Consider the following 26421-nt stretch of genomic DNA (forward strand, 5'->3'; position numbering starts at 1 on the left):
AAGGTACATGAAATGACCTGAAAAAGGACTTCAAAACCTTCTTCAATCAACTGGCATACAGTCCATTTGTGCAATAGTAGTTTTACCTACAGGTTATACTATCTTTTTGTTAACTTGGGACTCATTTCAGGACAGTTCAGGACATTGAAACACGCATGAGTAAAAGATTTTTGCTGTTTGCCGTATTCTGCACGGCAGCATTGACCCCGCTTTTTGCCCAGGATTTTTCCAATAAAGGAAAAGAATTTTGGCTTTGTTTTCCGTCTCATACCCCTTCGGGCGCCAACCAGGCACAGATGGCTTTGTTCATCACTTCGGATAAGAATTCCTCGGGAACCATATCCGTAAATGGGTTCAATACCACCTTTACGGTGAATGCCAACCAGGTGGCTGGCCCCATTAATATCCCATACAGCAATGCCCATATCAACTTCGGAGAATCCGGGGTTGTCGTGAATAAAGGCATCCATGTATTGGTGGATCCGGGTAAACCACCCGTAGTGGTTTACGCCCATATCTATGCGGGTTTCCGCTCCGCGGCATCCCTGATCCTGCCGGAGAATGTATTAGGGAAGAAGCACTTTGTTGCCACCTTTTACCAAAACAGTACTTCGGGGTCAAAGTCCCAATTTCAGGTCATAGCGGTGGAACCGAATACAACGGTCCGATTCCGCCTGCGCCGAAATGGGGTACTCAATGCACTTTCTACCACGATGGTCTTGACCAATCCCGGGGATGTGCTTCAGATCCAGGATGACCAGGACCTGACGGGAACCTTGGTGGAGTCAATTGCCATCGGATCAGAGACCTGTAAAAAGATCGCTGTATTCTCCGGTAGCTCCTCTCTGGCGATCGGAAATGGAGCTCAAATGGGCGGGTCTTATGACCCCTTATATCAGCAATTGTATCCTGTCAATACCTGGGGAAAGAGTTTTGGGGTGATTCCTTTTGCCAATAACCCCAATGGATTTCACTATCGGGTAATTGCTTCGGAGGATAACACGGATATTGATATTGGCTCAGGACCGATTATTACCTTAAATGCCGGTGAGTTTTACCCGGCTTCGTCTGCGAATCCGGCTCCTGTGAACACTGCCTTTCTGATCACGGCAAGTAAACCGGTCAGTTGCATGCAGTATATGATGAGTTCCGATGCGGCAAATGCCAGCAATGACCTGGGTGACCCGGATATGGTGGTCCTGAACCCGGTGGAGCAGAATATCAATGACATTACGATATTCTCATCCACGCTGCAACAGATTTCACAACGTTACCTGTCGGTATATATCCAAACGGCAGCTTCCGGAAGTTTTCGAATTAATAACGTTCCTCCGGTTTCGAACTTTTTACCCATGCCTGGCGCACCCGGCTATTCTTACCTGGTTGAAAACCTGAGTAACCTGGCCAATCCTTCGTTTCGGTTAACGGCGGATAGCGGTTTCAATGCCATTGCCTATGGTCTTGGAAACTTTGAATCCTACGCCTATTCGGCCGGAACAAATGTGCGTGACCTCTATCAGTTTGTATCGACGCAAAATACCTATGCCACGGTCAATTTTCCTGCGGCCTGTAAGGGTGCCCCTTTCTTTTTCTCCATTGTATTCCCTTATCAGCCTACCTCCATCCGGTGGCAGTTCAATGGACTTTTCCCGGATGTGACCCTGAACAGTCCGGTAGCCGATTCTACCTGGGTGATCGGTACACGTACCGTATACAGGTATAAACTTCCGACCCCTTACATGGCGAATACGGTGGGCACTTTCCCTATTAAAGTACTGGTGCAAAACCCTACGGGAGATGGATGTACCGGGGAACAGGAAATTGATTATGACCTGCAGGTCTTTGCTCCGCCCACCGCCAACTTTAATTTTACAACCAATGGTTGTGTGTCGGATAGTGTATCCTTCTTTGATGTCACCAATACCGATGGACGTGATATCATTAAATGGTCATGGATCTTTAGTGACGGACAGATCGATTCCATCAAGAACCCCAAACACAAATATGCCTCCGCGCCAAGCTATAATGCCCGATTGAGTGTGATCACGGATGTAGGTTGCGTTTCCGATACGATGACCAAAACGGTCATATTAAATGATGAACCGATTGCTAAATTTGGCGCATCGGCTCCGTTCTGTACAGGCCGGACCATCACCTTCTCGGATACTTCATCTGTATCTAACGGCGGTACCCTGGTTAAATGGTACTGGGACTTTGGTGACGGATCACCCTTATTGACCGCAACCACAAACGCGAATCAAACACATGTTTACAATACACCCGGCACCTATGTGGTCAAACTAAAAGTGGAGACCATCACGGGTTGTCAGAGTGAAGAGTTCCCCCGAACAATTATAATTCACCCCAACCCGGTAGCCAGTTTTGCATTGCCCAATGTTTGTCTGCCTGCGGGTACAGCTTCTTTTATCAATCAATCTTCCATCACTGATGGTTCGCAGGCCTCCTTTACGTATGCCTGGAATTTTGGGGATGGTAATACCGCCGGAAATATTCTAAACCCTGTCCATACCTACACCGGAACGGGACCTTATACGGTAACACTTTCGGTGACTTCCAATAATGGTTGTGTGGATGACAGTGTTCGTTTATTAAATACGATCTATGCCCAACCCACAGCCAATTTCGCCGTGGACAAAGCGGAGGTTTGTCTGGGTGGAACATTTAATTTCACGGATCAAAGTACCGCACCAAACAGTTCAATAACGCAATGGTCCTGGGATTTTGGTGATGGAGGAACCTCCACGGTGAACAATCCTTCCAAAACTTATACCAATCCGGGTACCTATACAGTTACATTAACTACGACCTCCGCGATCGGTTGCCCGTCCACGACCAAGACAATGAATGTAACCGTGAATGCGCTGCCAACTGCCCAATTCTCGATCAGTGGGGCTACCTGTGTCAATAAAAATGTTTCACTGGTAGATGCCTCAGTTCCCAATTCCGGGAATATCAATAAATGGTCATGGAATTTTGGCGATGCCTCCAATGCTGTCCTGACCAATGGGGCAGCTTTTAATCATATTTATAACCAGACAGGGCCTTATACGGTTACCCTCCAGGTGGAAACGGATAAAGGTTGTGTAAGCACAGTAACAAGTAATAACCTTACAGTGCATGTAAATCCACGGGCAGGTTTTATTGCTCCCGAGGTATGTTTGACCGATCCTTCGGTAAACTTTACGGATACCAGCTCCATTTCAGCCGGATCCATCGCTGCCTGGAACTGGAATTTTGGCGATGCCAATGCTACGGCGGGTAACCCCAACACATCCGGCCAACAGAACCCATCGCATATTTATTCTGCTACCGGAAGTTATACGGCTCAATTGATCGTTACATCAGATCAAGGGTGTAAGGATACTCTTTCCAAACCCTTTGATGTGAACAGTGCGATTCCGAAGGCTGACTTTAATATCCGGAACAATGCCGCTTTGTGCAGCAATCAGGATATCACCATTGAGAACCTCTCGTATGTGGTGGGCTATGGTAATATAGTTAAGCTGGAGATCTACTGGGATGCCGGCAATGACCTGAGTTTGTTCACGGTGGATGAAACCCCAACACAGGGTAAACAATATTCCTTCCGTTATCCTGAATTTGGCACACCTGCTTCGAGGAATGTTACCATCCGGGTGATCGCTTATTCGGGCGCCACCTGTCTCGAACCCTTGGATAAGACCTTTACCCTTTTGGCTACACCAGAGGTGGTATTTGATCCTGTAAATGGGGTTTGTGCGGATGTATCGCCCTTCCAGCTGACACAGGCCAGTGTGATCAATGGATTACCCGGTTCGGGGGTATTTACGGGTCCGGGTGTTTCTGCCACCGGATTGTTCAATCCTGCTACCGCTGGTTCCGGCTCACATTTGATCCGATACACCTTTACCGGTACAAATGGTTGTGTCAATTTCAAAGAACAAACCGTACCTGTAAATCCGGTTCCTGTGGCAAATGCAGGGCCCGACAAATTCCTGTTGCAAGGCGGTGTGGTGCAATTGACGCCGGTATTAAATGCCAACTTCCCGGTCAATTATCTTTGGACACCTTCCACCGGATTGGATAACCCCACGATTGCCGATCCCAAAGCTTCTCCGTCGGATGACATTACATATACCCTTACGGTAACTTCCGATTTTGGTTGTACCGATCAGGACCAGGTATTTGTGAAAGTGCTGAAAAGCCCGGTTATACCAAATATCTTCAGTCCGAATGGTGACGGGGTACATGACCGTTGGGTCATTGAATACCTGGATACTTATCCGGGTGCTACGGTAGAGATCTATAACAGGTATGGCCAATTGGTGTACAAGTCGGTAGGCTATACCACACCATGGGATGGCACTGTCAATGGTAAACCAGTTCCGGTGGGCACCTATTATTATATTGTTGATCCGAAAAACGGCCGTAAACGCATGGCCGGATATGTGGACGTAATCAGATAAGAAAATGAGAAAAGGATTATTATTCTTATTCGTGAGTGGGTGGCTGGTTCCTGCAATGGCCCAGCAGAAGCCCCACTATACACAGTATATTTTGAATCCCTATATCGTCAATCCGGCGATCACGGGGATCGAGAATTACTGGGATGTAAAAATGAGTGCCCGTGACCAATGGGTGGGCTTAACGGGTGCGCCCCGAACGGCCTATCTGACCGTGCATGGCCCACTGGGTAAAAATGACTATCGCACCTCCGCTACTTCCTATAGCATCCCCGGGCAAAACCCCCGTGGTAAATATTATTGGGAGAATTATACCGCGGCTGAACCGCATCATGGAATCGGGATGACGGTCATCAATGACAAGACCGGAAGTTTTAACCGGTTTACCACCTATGCTTCCTATGCTTATCATATCGGGATTAATCCAACAACAAACCTGTCAGCTGGTTTTTCTGCCGGATTTACTACGGTAAGTATCGATAAAACCAAACAGGATTTTGGTGGTGGCGATCCATTTGATCCCGCCACCGGTGCAGCTATCTCAGGTGAATTGAATAAATTGAAACCTGATATCAGTGCCGGGCTCTGGTTATATTCACGCGATTATTTTATCGGCTTGTCGGCCCAACAGGTGGTTCCGCAGAATATTTCATTTGTAGATGATGCGGCCATAGTGGAGAAAGGCCGCGCTGTGCCCCATCTTTTTCTGACCGGAGGATATCGTTTCCTGCTTACGGAAGATATCAATATGGTGCCTTCGATCATGACCAAATATATACGCAGTTCTTCCCGCCGGGAATTTCAGGTAGAAGCCAATGTAAAAATGCAATACCGTGACCTGTTCTGGGTAGGGGGTAGTTACCGTTTGGAAGACGGATATGCAGGTATGTTAGGCGTTAACGTAGGCAATACGTTTAATATTGGCTATGCGTATGATCTAACTACCTCCAATCTCAATACAGTTAGCCGGGGCACACATGAGATCATGATCGGTTTCCTGATCGGGAATAAATACAGCGAAGCCTGTCCGCGGTGCTGGTAATACAGAAGATAAAAGGGGATTAAAGGCGAACGATCTTACGTGTCCTGACCTTCTTGAGCTGGTCCATCTCTTTGCGTAGTCTCTCTTCTTCTTTCTTTAATGTTTCCAGACTCAGATCCGTATCGGGAATAGATGCCAGTTCGTATGATTTCATCAGCCCTTCGAGTGTCCTTACCTTTTCCTGGGCTTTTGCTACTTCATGGATCACACTGTCCATTTGAATACCGGCCATCGCCATATCCAGCTTCCCATTTAATTGTTCCCAATTGATCTGTTCATATTGAAGCCGGAGTTTTTTCTCCAGGTCGGCCCAATCCTGCGCATTGAATTGCGCCAGGTGTGCTTTTTTCATTCGCTCTTGTTCCAATCGGGTCAGGGCATCCGCGTATTGTTTGCGCATCTCTTCCCATTCCATCTCCTGTACAAGGCGACGTGACACCTCTACGGCATTATCCACTTCAGCTTCTTCCTCCGCTGTCAATACAGGCTCCACAGGTTCACGGAAGCTGACGTATTGGTAGGCAGGGTCATTATAGGCAGGATAACGGACATATTCCTGTTTGACTGCTTCTGGGCTGGTTGATTGGAGCAGGGGTGTTTTTGCTTCGGTAAATGCTGCCGGACGGACCGCTGCCAGTGCTGATTTTGGCAATTCCACCTCTTTTATTTCTTTCTTGTTGGAAGGCCAGGTAAAATGTCCCGCCACCCATTCGTGCAACGTAAGACCTCGCGCTTTATCGTTTGCAGGAGTGTGGAGTACAAGAACCTGAGAGAATAACACCAACAGGATTGCGGAACAAATACCTGCGATATGACCCGGTGTCCACCATTTTTTGACAGTGGGTATCCCCACAATCTGCTCGACCCTTTTCATCAAGCCTCTGTTGCCGCCAGTGGCAGCCATGGCCATCGAAAGAGCCTGTTTCTCTACGCCTGGCCAGCCCTTTTCCAAAGCTAATAGCGCCGTGGCATAAGAGTGGGCATTGTATCCAAACTGGATCACCAGTTGATCACAACTGGATTCGCGGTCTTCTTCGATCTGTTGAATCATCCATCGAACAAAAGGATTGAAGTAAAGCAATGATTGTATGATGGTGAGCAGGAAGTTGAACAGATAATCTTTTCGACGGATGTGCGCGAGCTCGTGCAGCAAAACGGATTCCATCTGCCGCATATCCAGATGATTTACGGCAGCCAGGGGGATCAGGATCATGGGCCGGAGAAAACCAACGGTAACAGGCGACTTGACCAAGGAGGATATCCAAACCTGAACGGGTCTCCGTACTCCAATATAAGATGACATGCGGGCTGTGAATATTTTCCATTCCCCTTGTATCCGGCTTAACCCATGCTGACGGATCAACTGCAGATACCGGTAATTGATAATGAATTGCCGAACGGGAACCACCAATAAGGCGAGGTATAAAATTCCGGCATAGGGGAGAAGGGGCAACAGATTAGCACGCACCTGTGCGATCAAATTGTCATCACCTAACTGGGCAACAAATAGGCGGGCGTCGGAAACCTGACCAAAGGAAGTAAATAAAGTGAAAAGGAACCAAACAAATCCACCTAAAACAAGACCCGTGGCGATTCCGGTACGTACAGAGGACCGGAGCCTGGGGAACAGGAACAGCACAGCCCGGAAAATAACCCATATAAGGGCCATTTGCCAAAAACTGTTCAGTATGGCCCAACCAAGGGAAAGCAGAAAGTTGGATGCTGGCAAAGCAGGCATGCTTACTGTTTTTTCAGGTTATCCAATAACGCCTGGATCTTTTCTAATTCTTCGGGACTGGTTTTATTATTTCCCAGGGCCTGAATGACCAACTGGGTAGGCGATCCGCCAAACAGCGAATCGATCATTTTATTCAATAAATGCTTCTGGGTCTTTTCCCGGTTCACGGCAGGCTGATAAACATGACTGCGCATGGAATTATCCCGCTTCACGAGACCCTTCTCATTCATTATCTGCATGAGTTTCAAGGTCGTGGTATAGCCGGCTTCCTTGGTTTTGGAGAGTTCCTCATGTACCTCCCTTACCGTGGCCGTGCCCTTGTCCCACAGTACCTGCAATATTTCCAACTCACTTTCGGTGGGCTTTATATGCTTGCTGTTTGACATAATGGTAAGTAATTGTAATTCGAATATACGAGTTTTTTCGTATTCTGGATATTTGGTAACCTTATTTAAGATTTTTTAACATCCATTAAGGTATGACGCAAGGAATGTCAAAAGGTTACAAAAAAAAGCCCCGATGTAGAAACACCGGGACTTTGTAATGGTTCTGATTAGACTCTTCGAGTTATTTTGACGGGTATTGCACCGTAACAGACGGGTTGGTTTCCACATTTATCTTGTCCACTTTTACCTCTTTGGCGGTTGTGCCATGGTGGGATCCACCTGTACCATGAACCTGGGCCAGGGTGGGGGCTATAACCAGGGAAACGATCGACATCAGCTTGATCAGGATGTTCATTGAAGGGCCGGAGGTGTCTTTAAACGGATCACCTACGGTATCACCTGTAACAGAGGCTTTATGTGGTTCTGATTTTTTGTAATAGGTTTCGCCATTGATCTCAACCCCTTTTTCAAATGATTTCTTGGCATTGTCCCATGCACCACCGGCATTATTTTGGAACATTCCCATTAACACACCACTCACCGTAGCACCGGCAAGAAATCCTCCCAATGCTTCGGGTCCGAGTACAAAGCCGATGATCAATGGGGAGATGATCGTGATAGCGCCAGGTGCAAGCATTTTCTTAATGGAGGCATCGGTAGAGATGGCCACGCATTTTTCGTATTCCGGTTTTCCGGTTCCTTCCATGATACCCGGAATGGTTTTGAACTGGCGTCTTACCTCTTCCACCATGCTCATAGCGGCTTGTCCTACCGCCTGAATTGCCAGAGAAGAGAATATGAAGGGTATCATACCTCCTACAAAGAGGGAGGCCAATACATCGGCTTTATAAATATCAATGCCATCAATACCTGCTACGCCAACAAAAGCGGCAAAGAGTGCCAGGGCGGTGAGGGCAGCGGAGGCGATCGCAAATCCTTTACCAGTGGCTGCAGTTGTATTTCCTACAGCATCCAGTACGTCTGTTTTTTCGCGAACATCAGGAGGTAATTCGCTCATTTCAGCGATACCACCGGCATTATCAGCGATTGGCCCAAAGGCATCGATAGCCAATTGCATAGCTGTAGTGGCCATCATACCGGCTGCTGCAATGGCTACGCCATACAGGCCAGCACAGTAATAGGAGCCCCAGATACCACCGGCAAGAACCAGGATAGGTAACATGGTTGATTCCATGCCCACAGCGAGTCCGCCAATTACATTGGTGGCATGACCAGTACCCGATTGACGGACGATGGTCAATACCGGGCGTTTGCCCATGGCAGTATAGTATTCGGTAATGATGCTCATTAAGGTACCCACAACCAGACCTACGGCGATAGCGCCAAGGACACCCCATTTGGTAAAGTCATGACCACGCAGGGTCAGGGTTTCGGGAAGAATGAATTGCACCAGGAATATTGAAGCAATGGCGGTCAATACGATCGAGCCCCAGTTACCCATGTTCAGGGCCTTCTGGACAGTAGAGGTATTGATACCGGCATTTTCGGAGATACGAACAAACCAGGTTCCTACTATAGAGAAAAGTATACCTACGCCCGCGATCAGCATCGGGAGCAGGATGGGGGATAATCCGCCAAACTGGTCATCATGGGCAATGGTTTCCTGACCAAGTACCATGGTGGCCAGAACGGTGGCTACATAGGATCCGAAAAGGTCGGCACCCATACCTGCCACATCACCCACGTTGTCGCCTACGTTATCGGCAATGGTGGCGGGGTTGCGGGGATCATCTTCGGGGATACCGGCTTCTACTTTACCTACGAGGTCAGCACCTACATCGGCCGCTTTGGTATAGATACCACCACCTACACGGGCAAAGAGGGCGATGGATTCGGCTCCTAATGAAAAACCGGTCAATACTTCAATGGCACGGACCATTTCAGGACCATTTACCGAAGCACCATCCGGAACAAAGATCATTTTTAAGATAATGAACAGGCTACCCAATCCAAGTACGGCCAATCCGGCAACACCCAGTCCCATTACCGAACCTCCGGTAAAAGATACGTTCAGGGCTTTGCTCAGACTGGTACGGGCGGCCTGGGCCGTACGCACATTACTCTTGGTAGCGATCCGCATACCGATATAACCTGCAGTAGCGCTAAATACAGCGCCAATGACAAAAGCGATGGAGATGGACCAGTGCGAACTGGGGTTTGCCGAAGCCATGATCCCTAACAGGATCGCCACGATCACAACAAAATAACCGAGGATCTTCCATTCGGCACGGAGAAAGGCCATAGCACCATTGGCAATATAGGTGCTGATCTCTTTCATACGGTCGGTGCCTGCATCCTGCTTAGCTACCCACTTGAATTTCACATAAGTGTAGAGAAGGCCGATCACGGCCATCAGGGGAACGACGTAGATCAATTTATCCATAAACAGGTGGTTCTTAAACTACTTTTTAAAGGACGGCAAAGATAGGGGTTGGAACCCGAAATTGGAAGCTGGCGCTCAGAATAATATAGATCGATTTTTTATTGGTTTTATAGCTCAATTATCCCCTCATCCGGACTGGTAAGCAGGGAATAGGCGGCACCGATATGGTCAATCAGGTCGCTGGCAATCAGGGAGGGTTCGGATCCGGTCTCTAAAGCCATGTCCCCGGCTAATCCATGAAGGAAAACCCCCAGCAGGGTCGCCTCCCCGGAGGTATAGCCTTGTGCCAGTAACGCGGTCAGAATTCCGGTTAGGACATCGCCGCTACCGGCAGTGGCCATACCCGGGTTTCCGGTGGAATTGAACCAGGCTGAGCCGTCCGGCAGGGCGATAAAGCTATAATGACCTTTTAAAACAATATTCATTTGCCGCCGTTCAGCTACCTCTCGTGTTTTGGCTATCCGTTCAAAATCGTTGGCGGTTTTCCCAAAAAGCCGCTCCCATTCGCCCGGGTGTGGGGTTAGGATGGAATCGCGGGGTACAAATTCCCAGAGTTCAGGGTATTTTCCCAAAAGTGTCAAGGCATCGGCATCAATGACCATGGGCCGAAGATGGGTATTACATACCTGCCGAAACAGGTCCCTTTGTTTTTCTCCAAGCCCGATCGCTGGTCCGATCCCCAACCCCTGGTGGTCAGCCAAAGGATAGTAACCTTCGATCTCATTGCCGGAACCACTCACCCTGACCATGGCTTCTGGGACCGCTATTTGAAGTATATCCAGACCCGTAGCCGGTACATAGCAGGTTAGTTTCCCCGCACCAGACCGCAGGCAGGCCCTGGCCGCCAGTACAGCCGCACCCATGCTCCCGGTACTTCCGGCTAACAGGGAAGCATGACCGAAATTTCCTTTATGGGCATACCTGTCGCGTTTCTTTAACAAACCGGAGGCGATCTTGAGGGTAACCAGCGTAAATGCAGGCGTGGTGGTCTCTTCAAACCCGGGATGAAGACCGATATCCAATACGGTTACCTGACCAACATGAAGCCCGTTTTCCGGGACGAGCAGGGCAGGTTTCAGGGTTTGAAAACAAAGGGTATGAGTGGCCCAAATTGCGGTGTTTCCCTTTGAGGACTGGTCAACCGATAAGCCACTTGGTATATCGATGGAAATGATGGGGCAATTGGATGTATTGAGATGATGAACGAGGGCAGCGCTCAATCCCTCAAGAGGACGGTTCATTCCCGAGCCATACAAAGCATCTACTACCAGGGTCCCGATTGGTATAGTGGGAAATTGTGATTCTTCCTGAAGGAAATGAATATGTCCGTTGAGTGGATGTAGCCGTGCCAGATTGGTTTGAAAATCGGGAGTACCCAGGTTACCAAATTCAAGAATATACGTGGAGGTGGGAATTTTTCTGGATAATAATAACCGGGCCAGGGCCAGGCCATCACCACCATTGTTTCCTTTGCCACAAAAAATAAATACCGGTGGAAAGGATGTCAGCAAACCTTCCTGTTCCATCCAGTCCAGACAGGCCTGAGCGGCCCTTTCCATCAGGTCAATGGAGGCTACAGGTTCGTGGGTAATTGTATATTGATCCCACTGCCGGATTTGCTCCGCACGGTAGATCTTCATGGGAAATACGTTTCTTTAAAGTTGGGAAACTATTTCCAGAATCAATATGATTTTGTGTACTTCCTGGGACTATTCGGCCCGGGTGAAGGGAACATTAATCCTTTTTGGCTACCAGGGGTGCCGGAGAGCCCATATCACCCGGTTTTTCCTCGGCCTGAACCATCAGCGATTCTTCCCCTGCATCCTCCTCGTTGTCTTGCAGGTATTGACCAAAGATGTCATAGGCCTTACGCGCTGTGCGGTAAATATTGCTGTTGTATTTATTGCCTACAATGATGATCGTTACTTTTTCTTCCGGCAAATAAGCAAAGGCACTGTTATTCCCATGCCAACGGCCATTGTGGTAATAAACGGTCTTCTTATTGGGAAGGGTGATCATTCTCCAGCCCAAACCATAATTATGCATCGAAGGTCTTTCCAGGCTATGGGGTGTAAGCGCCAATTGAAGCATGGAATCGTTGACAACCTCCTTGCCATGTACGGCGAGGCTCCATTTTAAAAGATCGGATGGGGTGCTGTAAATATTTTTATCTCCGTAAGTGTCATCGGCAAAATCAAGTCTCCACAAGGCGCCATTATATTGGAAACTTGGGGTGACCGTTGTTTCCATGTCGGGGGTATACACATATGTATCGGTCATACCCAGCGGCGTGAAGATCTTTTCCTTCATATAGACCGGATATGGTTGACCAGTGACCTTTTCAATGATCAGGGCAAGCAGGACATAATTCGTATTGCAATAGCTGAACCTTGAATTCGGTCTTGATTCCTTACCCGGTTTCATGCTATACAGTGCATCCAGTACGCCCTGGTTACTGATCCGGATTTGTTTGTTCCATTTTCCTTTCTCCAAAAAATACAGGTAGTTGGGTATGCCGCTTCGATGCGTCAATAACAACCGAACCGTTACGCCGGGGTAAGGAAAACCCGGGAAGAATTCTTCCAGCGGTTGATCCAGTTTTACCAGGCCTTGTTCTACCAATTGAAGCATGGCCATACCAGTCATGGTCTTTGACGTGGAGGCAATATGAAAAGCAGTATGCTCGTGAATGCTGTCTTTTTTACGCAGGTCAATCCGGCCATGATAGGTTTCATAAACCACTGTTGAATCCTTGGCCACGAGGATGGCTCCATTAAAGCCGCGTTGAAGCAGGTTGGCTTTCATAAAATCCGCAACCAGGTCATGATATTTTGCGTAGTTGGCGGTGGAGGCGGGATCGGTATAGGCCAGGGTGGGGGAGAGTGTATCAGGATGCTTGTCCCTTCCGGAGACCGTGCATCCTGCCCATATTATGCCCAGGAGGGCGGCTATAATCAGATTGTTTTTCAAAAGAAAATGATTTTACAGTTGGACTTCCAACAAATATAATGCTAAAGCCCTGTAAAACGAATGTTAGTAATACGTTTTTTCAATCGTAATTTCCGCATCTTTGCATGCATTATGAGTACTTCACAGGGAAAAACAAGTTATCCCAAAGACAAGATCCGCATTTTATTCCTGGAGAATATCAGCGATACAGCGGTAAAGAATTTCAAAGTTCATGGTTATGACGGGGTTGAAAAAATCAGCAAGGCCCTGACCGAAGAAGAGCTGATCAAAGAGATCAGGGATGTTCATATTCTGGGTATTCGATCCAAGACTCAAATCACTGCCAGGGTATTGGAAGCGGCCAATAAATTACAAGCCATTGGCTGTTTTTGTATTGGGGTTAACCAGGTTGATTTGCGTAAAGCGACTGAAAAAGGGGTAGTTGTTTTTAACGCCCCCTATTCCAATACACGATCGGTTGCAGAATTGGTCATCGGGCTGGCGATCATGTTGATCCGGCGTATACCCGATAAGAACAAAGCCGCTCATGAAGGCATCTGGATGAAAGATGCCAAAGGGAGTTTTGAACTCAGGGGAAAAACACTGGGAATTATCGGGTACGGAAACATCGGAAGCCAGGTCAGTGTATTGGCTGAATCCATTGGCATGAAAGTGTTGTTTTATGATGTAGAGACCAAACTTCCATTGGGAAATGCCACGGATGCAAAATCATTAAAGGAACTCGTCAGTAAATCGGATGTGATAACGCTTCATGTACCGGAGAACAGCCAGACACAAAATATCATCAATAAGAATTTATTAAAGCATTTCAAAAAGGGTGCGATCCTGATCAACTATGCAAGAGGAACGGTAGTTGACCTCGAGGCTTTGCGCAAAGGCATACTTGATGGACATATTGGCGGCGCGGCGGTGGATGTTTTCCCCTGGGAACCCGAAAAAAATGGCGATCGTTTTCAAACACCTTTGCAAGATCTGCCCAATGTCATCCTGACCCCGCATATTGGTGGCTCTACCGAAGAAGCGCAACAAAATATCGGAGAAGATGTAAGCGCCAAATTGCACAATTACCTGGAGAAAGGAATCACCTTTGGCTCCCATACCGTTCCTGCTCTGGCCCTTCCCCCACAGGAAGGCGCGCACAGGATCCTCCATATTCACCGCAATGTACCGGGTGTACTCTCGGCCATCAACACCCAATTATCCAAACACAATATCAACATTGTTGGCCAATACCTGAAGACCAATGACAGCATCGGGTATGTGGTGCTGGATGTCGATAAGAATATCTCCGGCCGGGCCCTTACTTTACTACGTGAGGTAAAAGAAACGATCAAAGTGAGAATGCTCTATTAGACTGATAACGAATACCTAATTTCGATAGGTTATATCTACTATAATTTTAATTTCAATAATTATTGAAAATTTCATAAATTTGTGTCATAAAACCAAATGACATGAAAGTAGTGATTGCAGGGGGTGGATTTGGTGGTTTGCGATTGGCTCGGAAGTTGAACAATAAACCGGGAGTAGAGGTTTTGCTGGTAGACCGATTCAATTATCACCAGTTTCAGCCCTTATTTTATCAGGTGGCGACAGCCGGATTGGATGCGAGCAATATTTCCTTTCCCTTGCGCAAGGCATTTCACAATAGCCGGAATGTCAAATTCCGATTGGCGGATATTCTGGAAATAAGGTCAGCAGGCAAGGTATTGGTGACCGACAAGGAAGAGATCAGTTATGATGTGTTGGTATTGGCAACAGGCGCGGATACAAATTTCTTTGGTAATAGTGGATTAGGGGAAAAGGCCTTTCCGATGAAGTCAACAGTGGAGGCTTTACAGATACGGCACCGGCTGATACAGAATTTTGAGGATGCCCTGCGGGTAACCGATCCCGAAGAATTGCAACGGCTGATGAATATTGTAGTTGTAGGCGGGGGGCCAACCGGTGTTGAACTTTCGGGTGCCCTGGCTGAAATGAAACGCTACGTATTACCCAAGGATTATCCCGAATTGGATTTTACCAAGATGAATATCTACCTGCTTGAGGGTTCGGGAAAGACGCTCGGAACCATGTCTGAAGCCTCCTCCAGGCAATCCAAAGAATATCTTGAAAAGCTGGGTGTTAACTTGTTAACCGGTACATTGGTTAAAGATTATGATGGGAAAGATGTTTTCCTGCAGGAAGGAGGAACAATTCCTTCCGGGTTAGTAATCTGGGCGGCAGGCATCAAGGGAAATGTACCAGGCGGTATCGGGGAAAATGAATTGGTCAGAGGAAACCGTATTCGTGTAAACCGTTATTGTGAGGTGGTAGGTCATGATGGAATATATGCAGTTGGAGACCTGGCCTATATGGAGACCCCGCTTTATCCCAATGGACATCCCCAGGTAGCACAAGGTGCGATTCAGATGGCGGACCTTATTGCGGGGAATTTGTTGCGTGCCTTGAAAGGAAGAAGCGATAAAAAAGAGTTTGAATATGTAGACAAAGGATCCATGGCAACAGTGGGAAGGAACCTGGCAGTGGTTGACCTTTCAAAACCCAAATGGCATTTTGGTGGGTTTCCAGCCTGGATGGTGTGGATGGGCCTGCATCTGATGTTGATCTTAGGTGTGAAGAACCGCCTGTTTGTTTTTCTCAACTGGCTGTATAATTATATTACTTACGACCAGAATTTGCGTTTGTTATTTCGGGAGTTTTATCGAGATAAGAAGGTTAGCCAATAGCTGTCAGCTATTACCTAATGACCAATTTTCTTCAATATTTTTCTTCCTCTCGACCTGAACGCCGGTGTTTCAGCGTCCCATTGTGTTTCAATGATGGTGGCGAGTTCCTGTTTGATCTCGGGGTAGGTTTTGGAGAGGTTATCCAATACTGTGAGCGCAAAGGCTTTTACAGCGGCGGCCTCGTTGATACGCATGATATAATCAAAGCAGAGATTCATGATCTCCCCATGGTATTTTGCTGGGATATCAAGGTCTTGCATCAGGCGCAGGCTGTTTCTTTTCACTGCAACATGCACCAACGGATCCTGCATGAATTTGATCAGTTTACCCCAATGTTTATGTATAAGAGTGGGATGTGCCTCTACAGCATAGCTTACCGGCCAGGCAGCCCGTTGAATGACACGGTATTCCTTTCCTGTAAACAAGGTAAATAACTGGTCAAAACGCTTCTGGTCACTTCCGATCCATTTTACGATCCGGTTACACTGGGCCTTGGAGTGTTCAGCGAGAAGCGCTTCGCGGATATCCATATAATAATTATATCAATCCCGTCTTCCACCAAAAAGACGCAGCAACATGAGGAACAGGTTAATGAAGTCAAGATAGAGGGTCAATGCACCCATGATGGAACGTTTGCGCACTTCAACGGCTGGGGTTCCTTCCATTTCAATGCCTTCACCAATACGTTTCAGTTTTTGTACATCGTAAGCGGTCAGTCCGGTAAAGACCATGACACCGATAAAACTGATAATATAATCCATGGTACTGCTGCCCAGGAAGATATTGATCACAGAGGCGATAATGATACCGATCAGTCCCATAAACATGATCCGGCCAAAGGAGGTCAGGTCTTTTTTGGTGGTATATCCCATAAAGGCCATAACGCCGAACATAGCGGAGGCGGATAAAAAGCAGGCAACCACCGATCCGATGCTATATACAAGAAGAATAAATCCAAAAGTGATTCCATTGATGGCCGCATACACGAGGAACAAGGTCACCATAAGCGGTGCGGAAAGCCGGGAATATCCAAACGACATCAGTAATACAAAACCCAGTGGCGCAAACATGACGGCGTAGAAAAGGATCTTGTTACTGGCCAGTGCGACGATCCATTCCTGGTTATTGGCAAACATATAGGCGACCAGGGCAGATATCCCGAGCGCGATAAACATGAACGTGAACACATTCGCCATGAAATTTTTAACGGTAGCTTGTTCGCCCACCTGGGGGAGAACTATTTGAGTCTGCTGCGAATGATTAGGCGATTGATAATCCATCTGTAATGATTTATTTGATATAAAGATAGTTGATTTACGGGTTGTCTGAAAGCTCCTGCCAGCCACAGGCCACCCAGTCATAAATTTCTTATAATTTATATTATGTTAAGTAGAAAAATCCTTCATATTACTACCCAATCCCTGTCTGAGTCATTTCAGGCTCCTGTCTGGGGAATAAAAAAGCCGGGTGATTACCCGGCTTTTGAATTATGTGGCACCCCTATCGTTTAGAGGATCTTTTTCATTTTATCGCGGTACTCATCAGCCTTTTCGGGCATCTTTTTCGCGTCGTAGCAGGCGGAAACGATCTCAGCGATCAGTTTCCAACTTCCTTTCTCACTGGCTTTGATATCGGACTTGTGTTCGTAATAATCGTAGCTGGCCAGTGCATAAGGCAGCAGCACATCAAACTTCTGGTTGATCTTATCGCGGAGGTCGTTGCGTTTCTTTTGATCAGCCGGAGTCTGGCCTTTGATCAGGCGTTGCTCTTCCTGCATATCAAAGGTCAGGTTGTACAGGTGGCGGGCCATTAGTACATTGGCTTCATGACCATCGGTTTGTTGCTTGGCGGCCAGGGCTGCATTCAGGGTCTCTTCGATCTTTGTCTGAATCTGTTTGTAATCGGCGGGTTTGGTATCTGACGTGTACGCAAAGTTAAAAAGTTCCACGGCGTAGTTGTACAGCAGGAAATAATTGCCGGGATACTTCTTGGACACTTCTTCATATTTGGCGAAGCGTTTAGGCATATCGGTCTCCCCTGCTTCATCCACCTGAACCTGGATCCAATAATAATTTTCGGGGTACAATTGCTGCCCCAGTGAAAGATATTTTTCGGTATTGGCCTTATCCCCTTTTTCCATATAATGCTCAACCAGGAACTGGTAGATATTCATATAGTCGGGGCCTCCAATTTTAGCATCCGCGATCTGGCTATAGTATCCAACCGCTTCATCCACCTTCTTGGCGTTGTAGGCGGCGGATGCAATGTTTTGTACCATGGACGTATCAAAGGCCGGGAAAGAAAAATCGGATTGACCGTTATTATAAACAAACCCTTTTGACTGGATGTATTTTTCTACTTCCCAGGCTTTCTTAAAGTTTACCAGGGCTCCTTCAAAGGTTTTGTTATTAAAATCATTTACGGCCAGACTGAAATACCCGTTATAGATATCAAATAAGCGGACATTCTGTTCCAGGGTTCCCAGGATATTCTTGGGATCGATTTCCAGGTGTTTTTTGTATGCTTCAAATGCCTCCCATTTTCCGTCTGCCCCGTTGAGGAGCCCGGCGAGGGCGGCATCTTTGGACACTTCATTGTAAACGACGGATTTGTAATACCAGATCCCTTCGTTCTTTTTCATGCTTTTCTCATTGGCCATGTATTTATCTACCATATCCTTGGCCTTGGTCCAGTCCTGTTTTCCGATAGCTTCCTTGATATCATCGATCTTCTGACCGAATACCATTACGGCGAAGAAAGCAAGCAGGGCCGTTAACGTGAATTTTTGCATTTTCGAATGTTTATAATAAAAGATTGGTTAAGCCTTTTTTACCTAATTTGATCACTCAGCAGATGGATTTTCGTTTCCAGGGGTTGCGTCAGGTGTCAGATTCTCGGTGCCGGCAGTCCCATTTTCTTCTCCGGGTTGTTCGTCGATCCGGGTGATGGCGGCGATCTCATCGCCATTATCCAGACGGATCAATTTAACACCCTGGGTGGCCCTTCCCTGTTCACTGATGTCAGCTACTTTCATCCGGATGGTCACTCCGCTACGGCAAGTGATCATCAGGTCATCCGAATCGTTGACGCCAAGTATCCCGACCAATTTACCAGTTTTTTCGGTTACGTTGATCGTTTTCACGCCTTTTCCTCCCCGATTGGTAATCCGGTATTCATCCACGGCTGTCCTTTTTCCGTACCCTTGTTCGCTCACCACCAATACAGTCTTAGATGCTTCCGTTACAGGATTTACACATAGCATTCCGATAACCGCATCATCGGCTTCATCCACATCAATCCCTGCAACACCAATGGCACCACGTCCGGTGGGTCGAACTTTTTCTTCGGGGAATCGAATCGCCCTGCCGCTCTTCACGGCCATCATGATCTCGCACTGGCCATCGGTAAGTTTCGCATCCAGCAATTCATCGCCTTCTATAATGGTGATGGCATTGACACCGGTCTGGCGCGGACGGCTAAAGTCTTCCAGTTCCGTTTTCTTGATGATCCCTTTCCGGGTGCAAAGCACAATATCATGGCCTTTTACAAAGGTTTCATCTTTCAGGTCTTTTACATCAATTACCGCACGTACCTTATCATCCGGGGGTATCTGCACCAGGTTCTGTATGGCGCGTCCTTTACTGGTCTTCTCCCCTTCCGGAATCTCATACACATTCAACCAATAACAACGTCCTTTCTCTGTAAAGATCAGCAGGGTATGGTGGGTAGAGCAGACAAAGAGGTGTTCGATAAAATCTTCTTCCCTCGTTTTACCTCCAATTGATCCTCTTCCTCCGCGACGCTGGGCCCGGTATTCTTCGGCAGGGGTGCGTTTGATATAACCGAGGTGGGAAATGGTGATCACTACATCCTCTTCTTTGATCAGGTCCTTTATTTTTACTTCATCATCGAGGTAGGTGATCTCGGTCTTGCGTTCATCCCCAAATTTATCTTTGATCTCGATCAGTTCGGCTTTGATGATCTCAAACCTTTTTGCTTCATCGGACAACAGGTCTTTCAGGTAAGCGATCAGCTTCATCAATTCATCATATTCTTCCCGGATCTTATCACGCTCCATGCCGGTGAGGCGTTGGAGACGAAGTTCGAGAATGGCTTTTGCCTGGATTTCATCCAATCCCCAGCCTGCATTGACCAGGTTTTCTTTGGCGATATCCGGCGTAGAGGAGGCCCGGATCATCGCGATCACTTCATCGAGGTGATCCAATGCGATGAGGTAACCCAGGAGCAGGTGGGCTTTTTTCTCCGCTTCTGCCAGTTCGTATTTGGTTCGGCGAACCACTACCTCATGACGGAATTCAATGAATTCGGAGATAAGATCCCGGACATTAAGTGTCCGTGGTCTTCCTTTTACAAGGGCGACATTATTGATACCATAGCTGGTTTGGAGCTCGGTATGTTTGTAGAGTTGGTTGATGATGACATTGGCGATCGCGTCCCTTTTCAGGTCGATCACGATCCGGGTGCCTTCTTTTTCGTTGGATTCGTTGTTTACGTGGGCTATACCGTCGATCACCTTTTCATTGACCAGGGCACCGATTCTTTCGGTAAGGGTGTCGCGGCTTACCTGGTAGGGCACTTCGGTAATAATCACCTGCTCACGTCCCGAAGGCTTGGTATCGACATGGAGTTTTCCGCGGAGTACGACCCGGCCCCGCCCAAAATGCATGGCGGCCTTCACCCCTTCCATTCCATAGATGATACCCCCGGTGGGAAAATCAGGACCTTTGACATGTTGCATCAAACCTTCCACGGTGATCTCCCGGTCATCAATATAGGCGATACATCCATCGATCACTTCGCTCAGGTTATGGGGCATCATATTGGTGGCCATACCTACGGCGATACCGCTGGAGCCATTGATCAATAACTGGGGTATCCGGGAAGGAAGGACGGTTGGTTCCTTTTCGGTATCATCAAAGTTGAACTGGAAGTCAACTGTATCCTTCTCAATGTCATCCAGCAGGCTTTCAGCAAGTCTTTTCAGCCTGGCTTCGGTATAACGCATGGCTGCAGGGCCATCTCCATCCTGGGTACCAAAGTTTCCCTGTTTGTCGATCAGCGGGTACCGCATATTCCAATCCTGGGCCATACGCACCATGGCGTCGTAAACGGCAGTGTCCCCGTGAGGATGGTATTTACCCAACACTTCCCCGACGATACGGGCTGATTTCTTAAAAGGGCGGTTAAAATTGATCCCCAATTCATTCATGGCAAAGAGGATCCGGCGATGGACGGGTTTGAACCCATCCCGGACATCCGGCAGGGCGCGTCCGACTATGACCGACATCGAATAATCGATATAGGCCGTCTTCATCTGTTCCTCAATATTGACCGGAATGATCCGGTCCTGATCATTGGTTTCCTGTGGCACTAAGCTTTCGTCCATACGTTCTTATTAAGGGCTTTTTTTTCGGCTTTTTTGCGGTCTGCAAATGTACCGGAATTGGCCCTAATACCGACCCGGAATCCGGTGTTTTTTAGGCCTAATTTATCCACCTGTGTTGGTCTGGCAAACCCTGGCCAGACACCCGATATAACAAGGCTTTTACATTATCGGGTATGTTTTTTTCGTAGTTTTATCGCAGTACCAAACTCTGGACGGGTTATGTCAACTTACCGCATGCTTCGCAGCAATAGGGAGATAGGGCCTTATTCGCTGGACGAGATCATTTCCCTTGGACTAAAGCCCTACGACCTGATATGGGTTGATGGGAAAAGTGCAGCCTGGCGATATCCCAGTGAGATCGCTGAACTGAAGCCCTACGCCCCCGTAGTAGAGGAGCAGCCTTATGACCGGTTCTTCAAACGCCCCATCGCCTCGCAATCCCAGCAGGAAAAAAAGGAACCTGTCGTGGAAAAGCAGGATGCCAACTCCAGCAAATCAGAAGAACCCCAACCCGAAAAGAAACCTGCCTATTCTACCATTGTGGTGGTGATGCCCAAAAAGGATAATACCCGCGTTACGGTTATTAAACCCGTGGAAAAAGCCACTGAAATGGTGACACCAAAGGAGAAAGAACAGCCTGTCGTAAAAATTGAAGATACTCCCCTGATATCCCTGGAAAAGACGGAAGAACCCGAAGTTGAAGTGGTTCAAATGGAGACGAAAATGGAGCGGTCGCTGGACGAGATCAAGGAAATGTATGTAAAGACCTTGCATGACCGGAAAGAGAGATTCAGTCGTCGCAAGCGATTCAATAATGCCGGCCGGTATGCATTGGCCGCGTTTTTTGTGGGAGTGCTTGGAACACTGGTTTACCTGACGCTGACCAATAAGCCCCCCCAACCGGAGGCCTTTGGGGCCAATACCCAGGTGAACCCGGTGCAAAATGAAACAGAGACACAGACACCCGGTTTATTTCCTGCGGTGAATCTGGAAACCGCTAACCAGGGTGAAAGCCTTCGTGAGGACTTACAGGAACCAACTGTGAACAATCCAGGCAAAAAACCAGGGGGTAAAAATAATCCGGCCACTACCCCACTTATCGAGCCGGGACAGGACAAAGAAGATCAATCTATCACGGAGCAGAAACCAGTAAGCTCTTTGGAGGCAGATACCCGGGAGAAAAAGACAAGGAATGAAAAAGATGGAATCCCTCGTTCCTCCGAGGAGTTATCCCGGCTTGTGTCTGTCAATGCCAATGAATATAAAAGGGCCGCTTTTGGCGGGATCAAGGATCTGCAATTAACAGTCTCCAACAAATCCTCCTTTGTGTTGGACCAGGTGCTGGTCGAATTATCTTATCTCAAGCCCAGTGAATTACCTTTAACCACCGAGACGATCACTTTCCGGTCGGTAGCCCCTAATGGTTCAATGACCATCAAGATTCCCGATAATAACCGGGGAATCAAGGTGACCTATAAGATAAAACAGGTCGTCTCGGGTGAATGGAGTGAGGAATGGGCAAAGAATGAATGACAATGGCCATAGGGTAAGGAAAACTATTTCCCGCCACCAAGCCCGATCATCAACGAGATCTGCAATACTCCGTTCTTAAAATCTGGATCGATGGAACTGCTCGTAAAGTCTCCCACTTTCGACAAACCCGCCATGTAGCGTGCTCCCAATCCAAATCCGGATTTTCCCTGAATGCCTAAACCGGCACCAATGGAGAGATCCAGATCTTTGGCAAATTCATTGAAAGTCTGGTTGCCTATATCTTCACTGATCTTAAAGGAGACCTGAGGGCCTGCTTCCAGGTAGAAATTTCCTGATGGTTTAAATTTCAGCATAACAGGGACAGCGATATATGTAGCTTTCCAGGTTTCTGTATTTCCTGCATCTTCTAATTTGGACCCTTGGGAAGAGATCAAAACTTCGGGTTGTACCGACAATCCGGCAAATTGAATATTGAGATAAGCACCGCCATGAAAGGCCACGATGGCTTTGTTCTTTATGGTTCCGAAATCGCCTCCGGTGAAATTGGTGATATTAGCTCCGCCTTTTAATCCAAAATGCAGGGATTGGGAAGAAGCACTTACTCCGGCGAATAAGAGTCCGAGGATCAGAATTCTTTTCATATACCAAGATTTTTATAAAATTAGTACAATCTTTGGACCAGAATAAATTTATTACATGCATCAGATATTGTTGTTGGGTGCCGGAAAGTCAGCTACGGTCTTAATTGATTATCTTTTAGAAAATGCAAGTCGGGAAAACTGGTTCCTTACCCTGGCAGATATGAACCTGGAGGCTGCTAAAAACAAATTGGGGAGCTCTCCCCATGGAAAGGCAGTTGCAATCGATATTCAGCAGCCAGAAGAACGAAATAAGTTTATTGCTGCATCAGATATTGTTATATCCCTGCTCCCTCCCACTTTACACCAATTAGCCGCCTTGAGTTGTGTGGAAATGGGGAAACACTTACTTACGGCATCGTATGTCGACGAATCGATCCAAAAATTAGCTAATGTCATTGAACAAAAAGGATTGCTTTTTTTATGTGAAATGGGTTTGGATCCGGGTATCGACCACATGAGCGCGATGAAGATCATTGATGGAATTCATGCCAAGGGTGGTAAGGTCAATCGTTTCCTATCTCATTGCGGCGGGCTGGTTGCACCGGAAAGCGATGATAACCCCTGGCATTATAAGATCAGTTGGAACCCGCGCAACATCATCCTGGCGGGATCAGCGGGTGCAGTTTATAAAGAAAATAATCAGGAGACACGAAAACCCTATACACAGGTTTTTGAATCCTGCCCAGCTATCTCTGTACCGGGTCTTCCTGCCCTTGCCTGGTATCCCAACCGCGACTCCCTCGCCTATATTCCACTTTATCACCTGGAAGAGGCGCATACCTTTATTCGCACCACCCTGCGCTATAAATCCTTTTGTGAAGCCTGGCAGGGAATTGTAGCGGCCGGGTTGACCAGTGTGGTGGATAAAGTAGAACCTGGCACTACATATAAAGACTGGTCATCCGGATTAAGCAAGGTGCAAAAGGAGAATCATTTTGAAGCCTACTCATTTCTGGGCCTCTTTGATGACCGGAAGATCGAACCTCCTGTGCGTGATTCCGCCACCATCCTTCAGGAACTGACCGAACAAAAACTGATCCTGTCCCCTTCTGATAAGGATATGATCGTCATGATACACGAACTGGAATATGAAATAAATAATCAGCCCTACCAGTTGACCAGCCACCTGGTGGTTAAAGGCAGGGACCATCTGCGTACAGCCATGGCAAAAACGGTTGGACTCCCATTGGGAATCGCGGCCAAATTCATTTTAAATGGAACTATCCGTTCAAAAGGGCTAAAGATACCTACCGAATCCGCTATTTATTTACCCGTACTTAAAGAGTTGGAAAAGGAAGGAATTTGTTTTGAGGAAAAGCAAGAAACTATTAGCTATTAGCCTCCGGACTTTAAAATTTTTATCAGATCTGAAACTCCTTCTGTTGCCGGCTTTTCAATGGTTATCAGGTTTTGTTGGCGGGACGTGTAGGGAATCCTTTTATCAATGATGAATTTTGGAATGGCAGGTTGCGCAAAATCTACCAGTCCAGCTGCCGGATATACCACGAGGGATGTGCCTACTACCACAAAAATATCCGCTTCACGTACCAGCGGAACCGCGGCATCCATCATCGGGACCGATTCGCCAAACCAAACAATATGCGGCCTGAGTTGCGCTCCATCTTCCGCTGTATCTCCAAGCCTTATATCTCCTGTGATGGGGTAGATCAGTTTTGCATTGGATTCGCTACGCATTTTCAAAATCTCCCCATGAAGGTGCAGGACCCGGGTGGAACCGGCCCTTTCATGAAGGTCATCAATGTTTTGTGTAATGATGGTTACGTCAAAATCTTTTTCCAGTTCGGCCAGTCCTGTATGCGCGGCATTGGGTTTCGCTTCGAGTACTCCTTTTCTTCGCACGTTATAGAATTCAAGCACCAATTCCGGATCCTTTCGCCAGGCTTGAAAAGTGGCCACGTCTTCTACCCTATATCCTTCCCACAGGCCATCACTGTCGCGAAAGGTTTTCAGACCACTTTCCGCACTAACTCCCGCACCTGTTAACACTACCATTTTTTTCATATCCAAATTTAGGCGTAAAACTTACCGCAAAGCCTTTATGATGTTACATTCCTGCGAGTTCGAGAATGATCTTGTATTCTTCTTCGGTGACGGGTTGAACGGATAAACGGCCTAATCGGATCAGCGCCATGTTGGCCAATCTTTTGTCCTTTTTAATGGTATCCAGGGAAACCGGCTTCTTTAGTTTTTTATAGGCTTTAAGGTCTACAGCGACCCAGGCCTCTTCATCCGTAGTAGGGTCCTGATAAGATTCCTTGGCTACTTTTGCTATGCCCACGATCTCGAGACCTTCATTGCTGTGATAATAAAATACCTCCTCCCCTTCCTTCATCGATCTCAGGTTATTCCTGGCAGCATAGTTACGTACCCCATCCCACATCGTTTGTTTATCTTTTTCAAACTGATCCCAGGAATACTTAAACGGTTCTGATTTAACAAGCCAGTACATAGTTGGTTCTTTAGTTACAAATTCATTACGAAAATAAAATTTCTTTTCATCTGGCAATCCAATCTTTCTCCACCTGCGTATCTATTGCAAATTGTTTCACCAAACCTCAAACAAACTATGAAACGGATCAAACAATCAGCTTTACTATTTTTGGCCTCTTTGTTTTTCATCCAAACACAGGCTCAGAAAGAGAACACGGTTGAAGTAGGCGGCGCCCCCATGTATCCTTCGAAAAACATTGTGGAGAATGCGGTCAATTCAAAAGACCATACCACGCTGGTGGCTGCTGTGAAGGCGGCCGGCCTGGTGGAGACTCTCCAATCTGATGGACCTTTTACCGTATTTGCTCCTACCAATGCAGCCTTCGACCTGTTGCCGAAGGGTACAGTGGAGACCCTGTTGAAACCAGAGAATAAAGCCACATTGACCAAGGTACTAACCTATCATGTTGTGTCTGGAAAGATCGATGCCAAAGAACTGGTGCGTCGCATCAAAGAAGGCAATGGAAAAACAGAATTGACCACTGTTGCCGGAGGAAAACTCTGGGCCATGATGGAAGGTAAGAACGTGGTATTAAAAGATGAGAAAGGTGGGATGGCTACCGTGACCATCAAAGATGTTTATCAAAAGAATGGGGTGATCCATGTGATCGACCATGTGGTCCTTCCCCAATAATT

Annotated in this window: 19 protein-coding genes; 7 read left to right on the forward strand and 12 right to left on the reverse strand. The window is 47.2% G+C overall.

Translation table 11 applies throughout. The features are described 5' to 3' along the window. Positions 1–155: 155 nt before the first annotated feature. Complete coding sequence (locus J0M30_09760; protein ID MBN8667775.1) at positions 156–4466, forward strand: PKD domain-containing protein; 4311 nt, start codon at positions 156–158, stop codon at positions 4464–4466. A gap of 4 nt (positions 4467–4470) precedes the next feature. Beyond that, on the forward strand, positions 4471–5505 hold the full coding sequence (locus J0M30_09765) for a type IX secretion system membrane protein PorP/SprF (protein ID MBN8667776.1): 1035 nt from the start codon (positions 4471–4473) through the stop codon (positions 5503–5505). 19 nt (positions 5506–5524) lie between these two features. Here the strand turns inward: J0M30_09765 and J0M30_09770 are convergent, their stop codons facing one another. The 5 genes from J0M30_09770 to J0M30_09790 form a co-directional block, all read right to left on the reverse strand. Next, on the reverse strand, positions 5525–7243 hold the full coding sequence (locus J0M30_09770) for a hypothetical protein (protein MBN8667777.1): 1719 nt from the start codon (positions 7241–7243) through the stop codon (positions 5525–5527). Between the two features lie 2 nt (positions 7244–7245). Continuing rightward, a complete protein-coding gene (locus tag J0M30_09775) occupies positions 7246–7629 on the reverse strand; it encodes a BlaI/MecI/CopY family transcriptional regulator (protein ID MBN8667778.1) in 384 nt (127 codons plus the stop codon). Between the two features lie 181 nt (positions 7630–7810). After that, positions 7811–10033, reverse strand: coding sequence for a sodium-translocating pyrophosphatase (locus J0M30_09780; protein MBN8667779.1), 2223 nt, complete (start codon positions 10031–10033; stop codon positions 7811–7813). A 107-nt stretch (positions 10034–10140) separates the two neighbouring features. Further along, a complete protein-coding gene (locus J0M30_09785) occupies positions 10141–11673 on the reverse strand; it encodes an NAD(P)H-hydrate dehydratase (protein MBN8667780.1) in 1533 nt (510 codons plus the stop codon). Between the two features lie 94 nt (positions 11674–11767). Continuing rightward, positions 11768–13003, reverse strand: coding sequence for a beta-lactamase family protein (locus tag J0M30_09790; GenBank protein MBN8667781.1), 1236 nt, complete (start codon positions 13001–13003; stop codon positions 11768–11770). A gap of 111 nt (positions 13004–13114) precedes the next feature. On the opposite strand from J0M30_09790, the gene serA reads away from it, so the two are divergent. Both serA and J0M30_09800 read left to right on the forward strand, forming a co-directional pair. Further along, complete coding sequence (gene serA / locus J0M30_09795; protein ID MBN8667782.1) at positions 13115–14356, forward strand: phosphoglycerate dehydrogenase; 1242 nt, start codon at positions 13115–13117, stop codon at positions 14354–14356. Between the two features lie 101 nt (positions 14357–14457). After that, the gene (locus J0M30_09800; GenBank protein MBN8667783.1) at positions 14458–15732 is read left to right on the forward strand and encodes an NAD(P)/FAD-dependent oxidoreductase; all 1275 of its coding nucleotides are present in this window, start codon (positions 14458–14460) and stop codon (positions 15730–15732) included. Positions 15733–15746: 14 nt separating this feature from the next. On the opposite strand, the gene J0M30_09805 is transcribed toward J0M30_09800, so the two are convergent. The 4 genes from J0M30_09805 to gyrA all read right to left on the reverse strand — a co-directional run bounded on the left by J0M30_09805 (position 15747) and on the right by gyrA (position 21139). Beyond that, positions 15747–16262, reverse strand: a complete 516-nt coding sequence (locus tag J0M30_09805; protein MBN8667784.1) for a hypothetical protein — start codon at positions 16260–16262, stop codon at positions 15747–15749. A gap of 12 nt (positions 16263–16274) precedes the next feature. Then, positions 16275–17012 carry a Bax inhibitor-1/YccA family protein gene (locus J0M30_09810; GenBank protein MBN8667785.1) on the reverse strand — a complete coding sequence of 246 codons (738 nt, stop codon included), beginning with the start codon at positions 17010–17012 and terminating at the stop codon, positions 16275–16277. A gap of 227 nt (positions 17013–17239) precedes the next feature. After that, on the reverse strand, positions 17240–18523 hold the full coding sequence (locus J0M30_09815) for a hypothetical protein (protein ID MBN8667786.1): 1284 nt from the start codon (positions 18521–18523) through the stop codon (positions 17240–17242). 51 nt (positions 18524–18574) lie between these two features. Then, positions 18575–21139 carry a DNA gyrase subunit A gene (gene gyrA, locus J0M30_09820; GenBank protein MBN8667787.1) on the reverse strand — a complete coding sequence of 855 codons (2565 nt, stop codon included), beginning with the start codon at positions 21137–21139 and terminating at the stop codon, positions 18575–18577. 219 nt (positions 21140–21358) lie between these two features. Between gyrA and J0M30_09825 the strand changes: the two genes are divergently transcribed. Beyond that, positions 21359–22672: a hypothetical protein gene (locus J0M30_09825; protein ID MBN8667788.1), complete on the forward strand. Its 1314-nt coding sequence runs from the start codon at positions 21359–21361 to the stop codon at positions 22670–22672. A 23-nt stretch (positions 22673–22695) separates the two neighbouring features. Here J0M30_09825 and J0M30_09830 read toward each other — a convergent pair whose 3' ends face one another. Then, on the reverse strand, positions 22696–23274 hold the full coding sequence (locus J0M30_09830; protein MBN8667789.1) for a PorT family protein: 579 nt from the start codon (positions 23272–23274) through the stop codon (positions 22696–22698). A 55-nt stretch (positions 23275–23329) separates the two neighbouring features. Here J0M30_09830 and J0M30_09835 point away from each other — a divergent pair, with 55 nt between their 5' ends. Continuing rightward, on the forward strand, positions 23330–24613 hold the full coding sequence (locus J0M30_09835) for a saccharopine dehydrogenase NADP-binding domain-containing protein (protein MBN8667790.1): 1284 nt from the start codon (positions 23330–23332) through the stop codon (positions 24611–24613). Here the strand turns inward: J0M30_09835 and J0M30_09840 are convergent. Both J0M30_09840 and J0M30_09845 read right to left on the reverse strand, forming a co-directional pair. Next, the gene (locus J0M30_09840) at positions 24610–25302 is read right to left on the reverse strand and encodes an NAD-dependent deacylase (protein ID MBN8667791.1); all 693 of its coding nucleotides are present in this window, start codon (positions 25300–25302) and stop codon (positions 24610–24612) included. The two genes, J0M30_09835 and J0M30_09840, sit on opposite strands and share 4 nt — an antisense overlap. A 37-nt stretch (positions 25303–25339) precedes the next feature. Further along, the gene (locus J0M30_09845; GenBank protein MBN8667792.1) at positions 25340–25744 is read right to left on the reverse strand and encodes an EVE domain-containing protein; all 405 of its coding nucleotides are present in this window, start codon (positions 25742–25744) and stop codon (positions 25340–25342) included. Positions 25745–25861: 117 nt separating this feature from the next. On the opposite strand from J0M30_09845, the gene J0M30_09850 reads away from it, so the two are divergent. After that, a complete protein-coding gene (locus tag J0M30_09850; GenBank protein MBN8667793.1) occupies positions 25862–26419 on the forward strand; it encodes a fasciclin domain-containing protein in 558 nt (185 codons plus the stop codon). Positions 26420–26421 lie beyond the last annotated feature (2 nt).

It is taken from the genome of Chitinophagales bacterium (assembly GCA_017303415.1).
GTDB lineage: Bacteria > Bacteroidota > Bacteroidia > Chitinophagales > Chitinophagaceae > SpSt-398.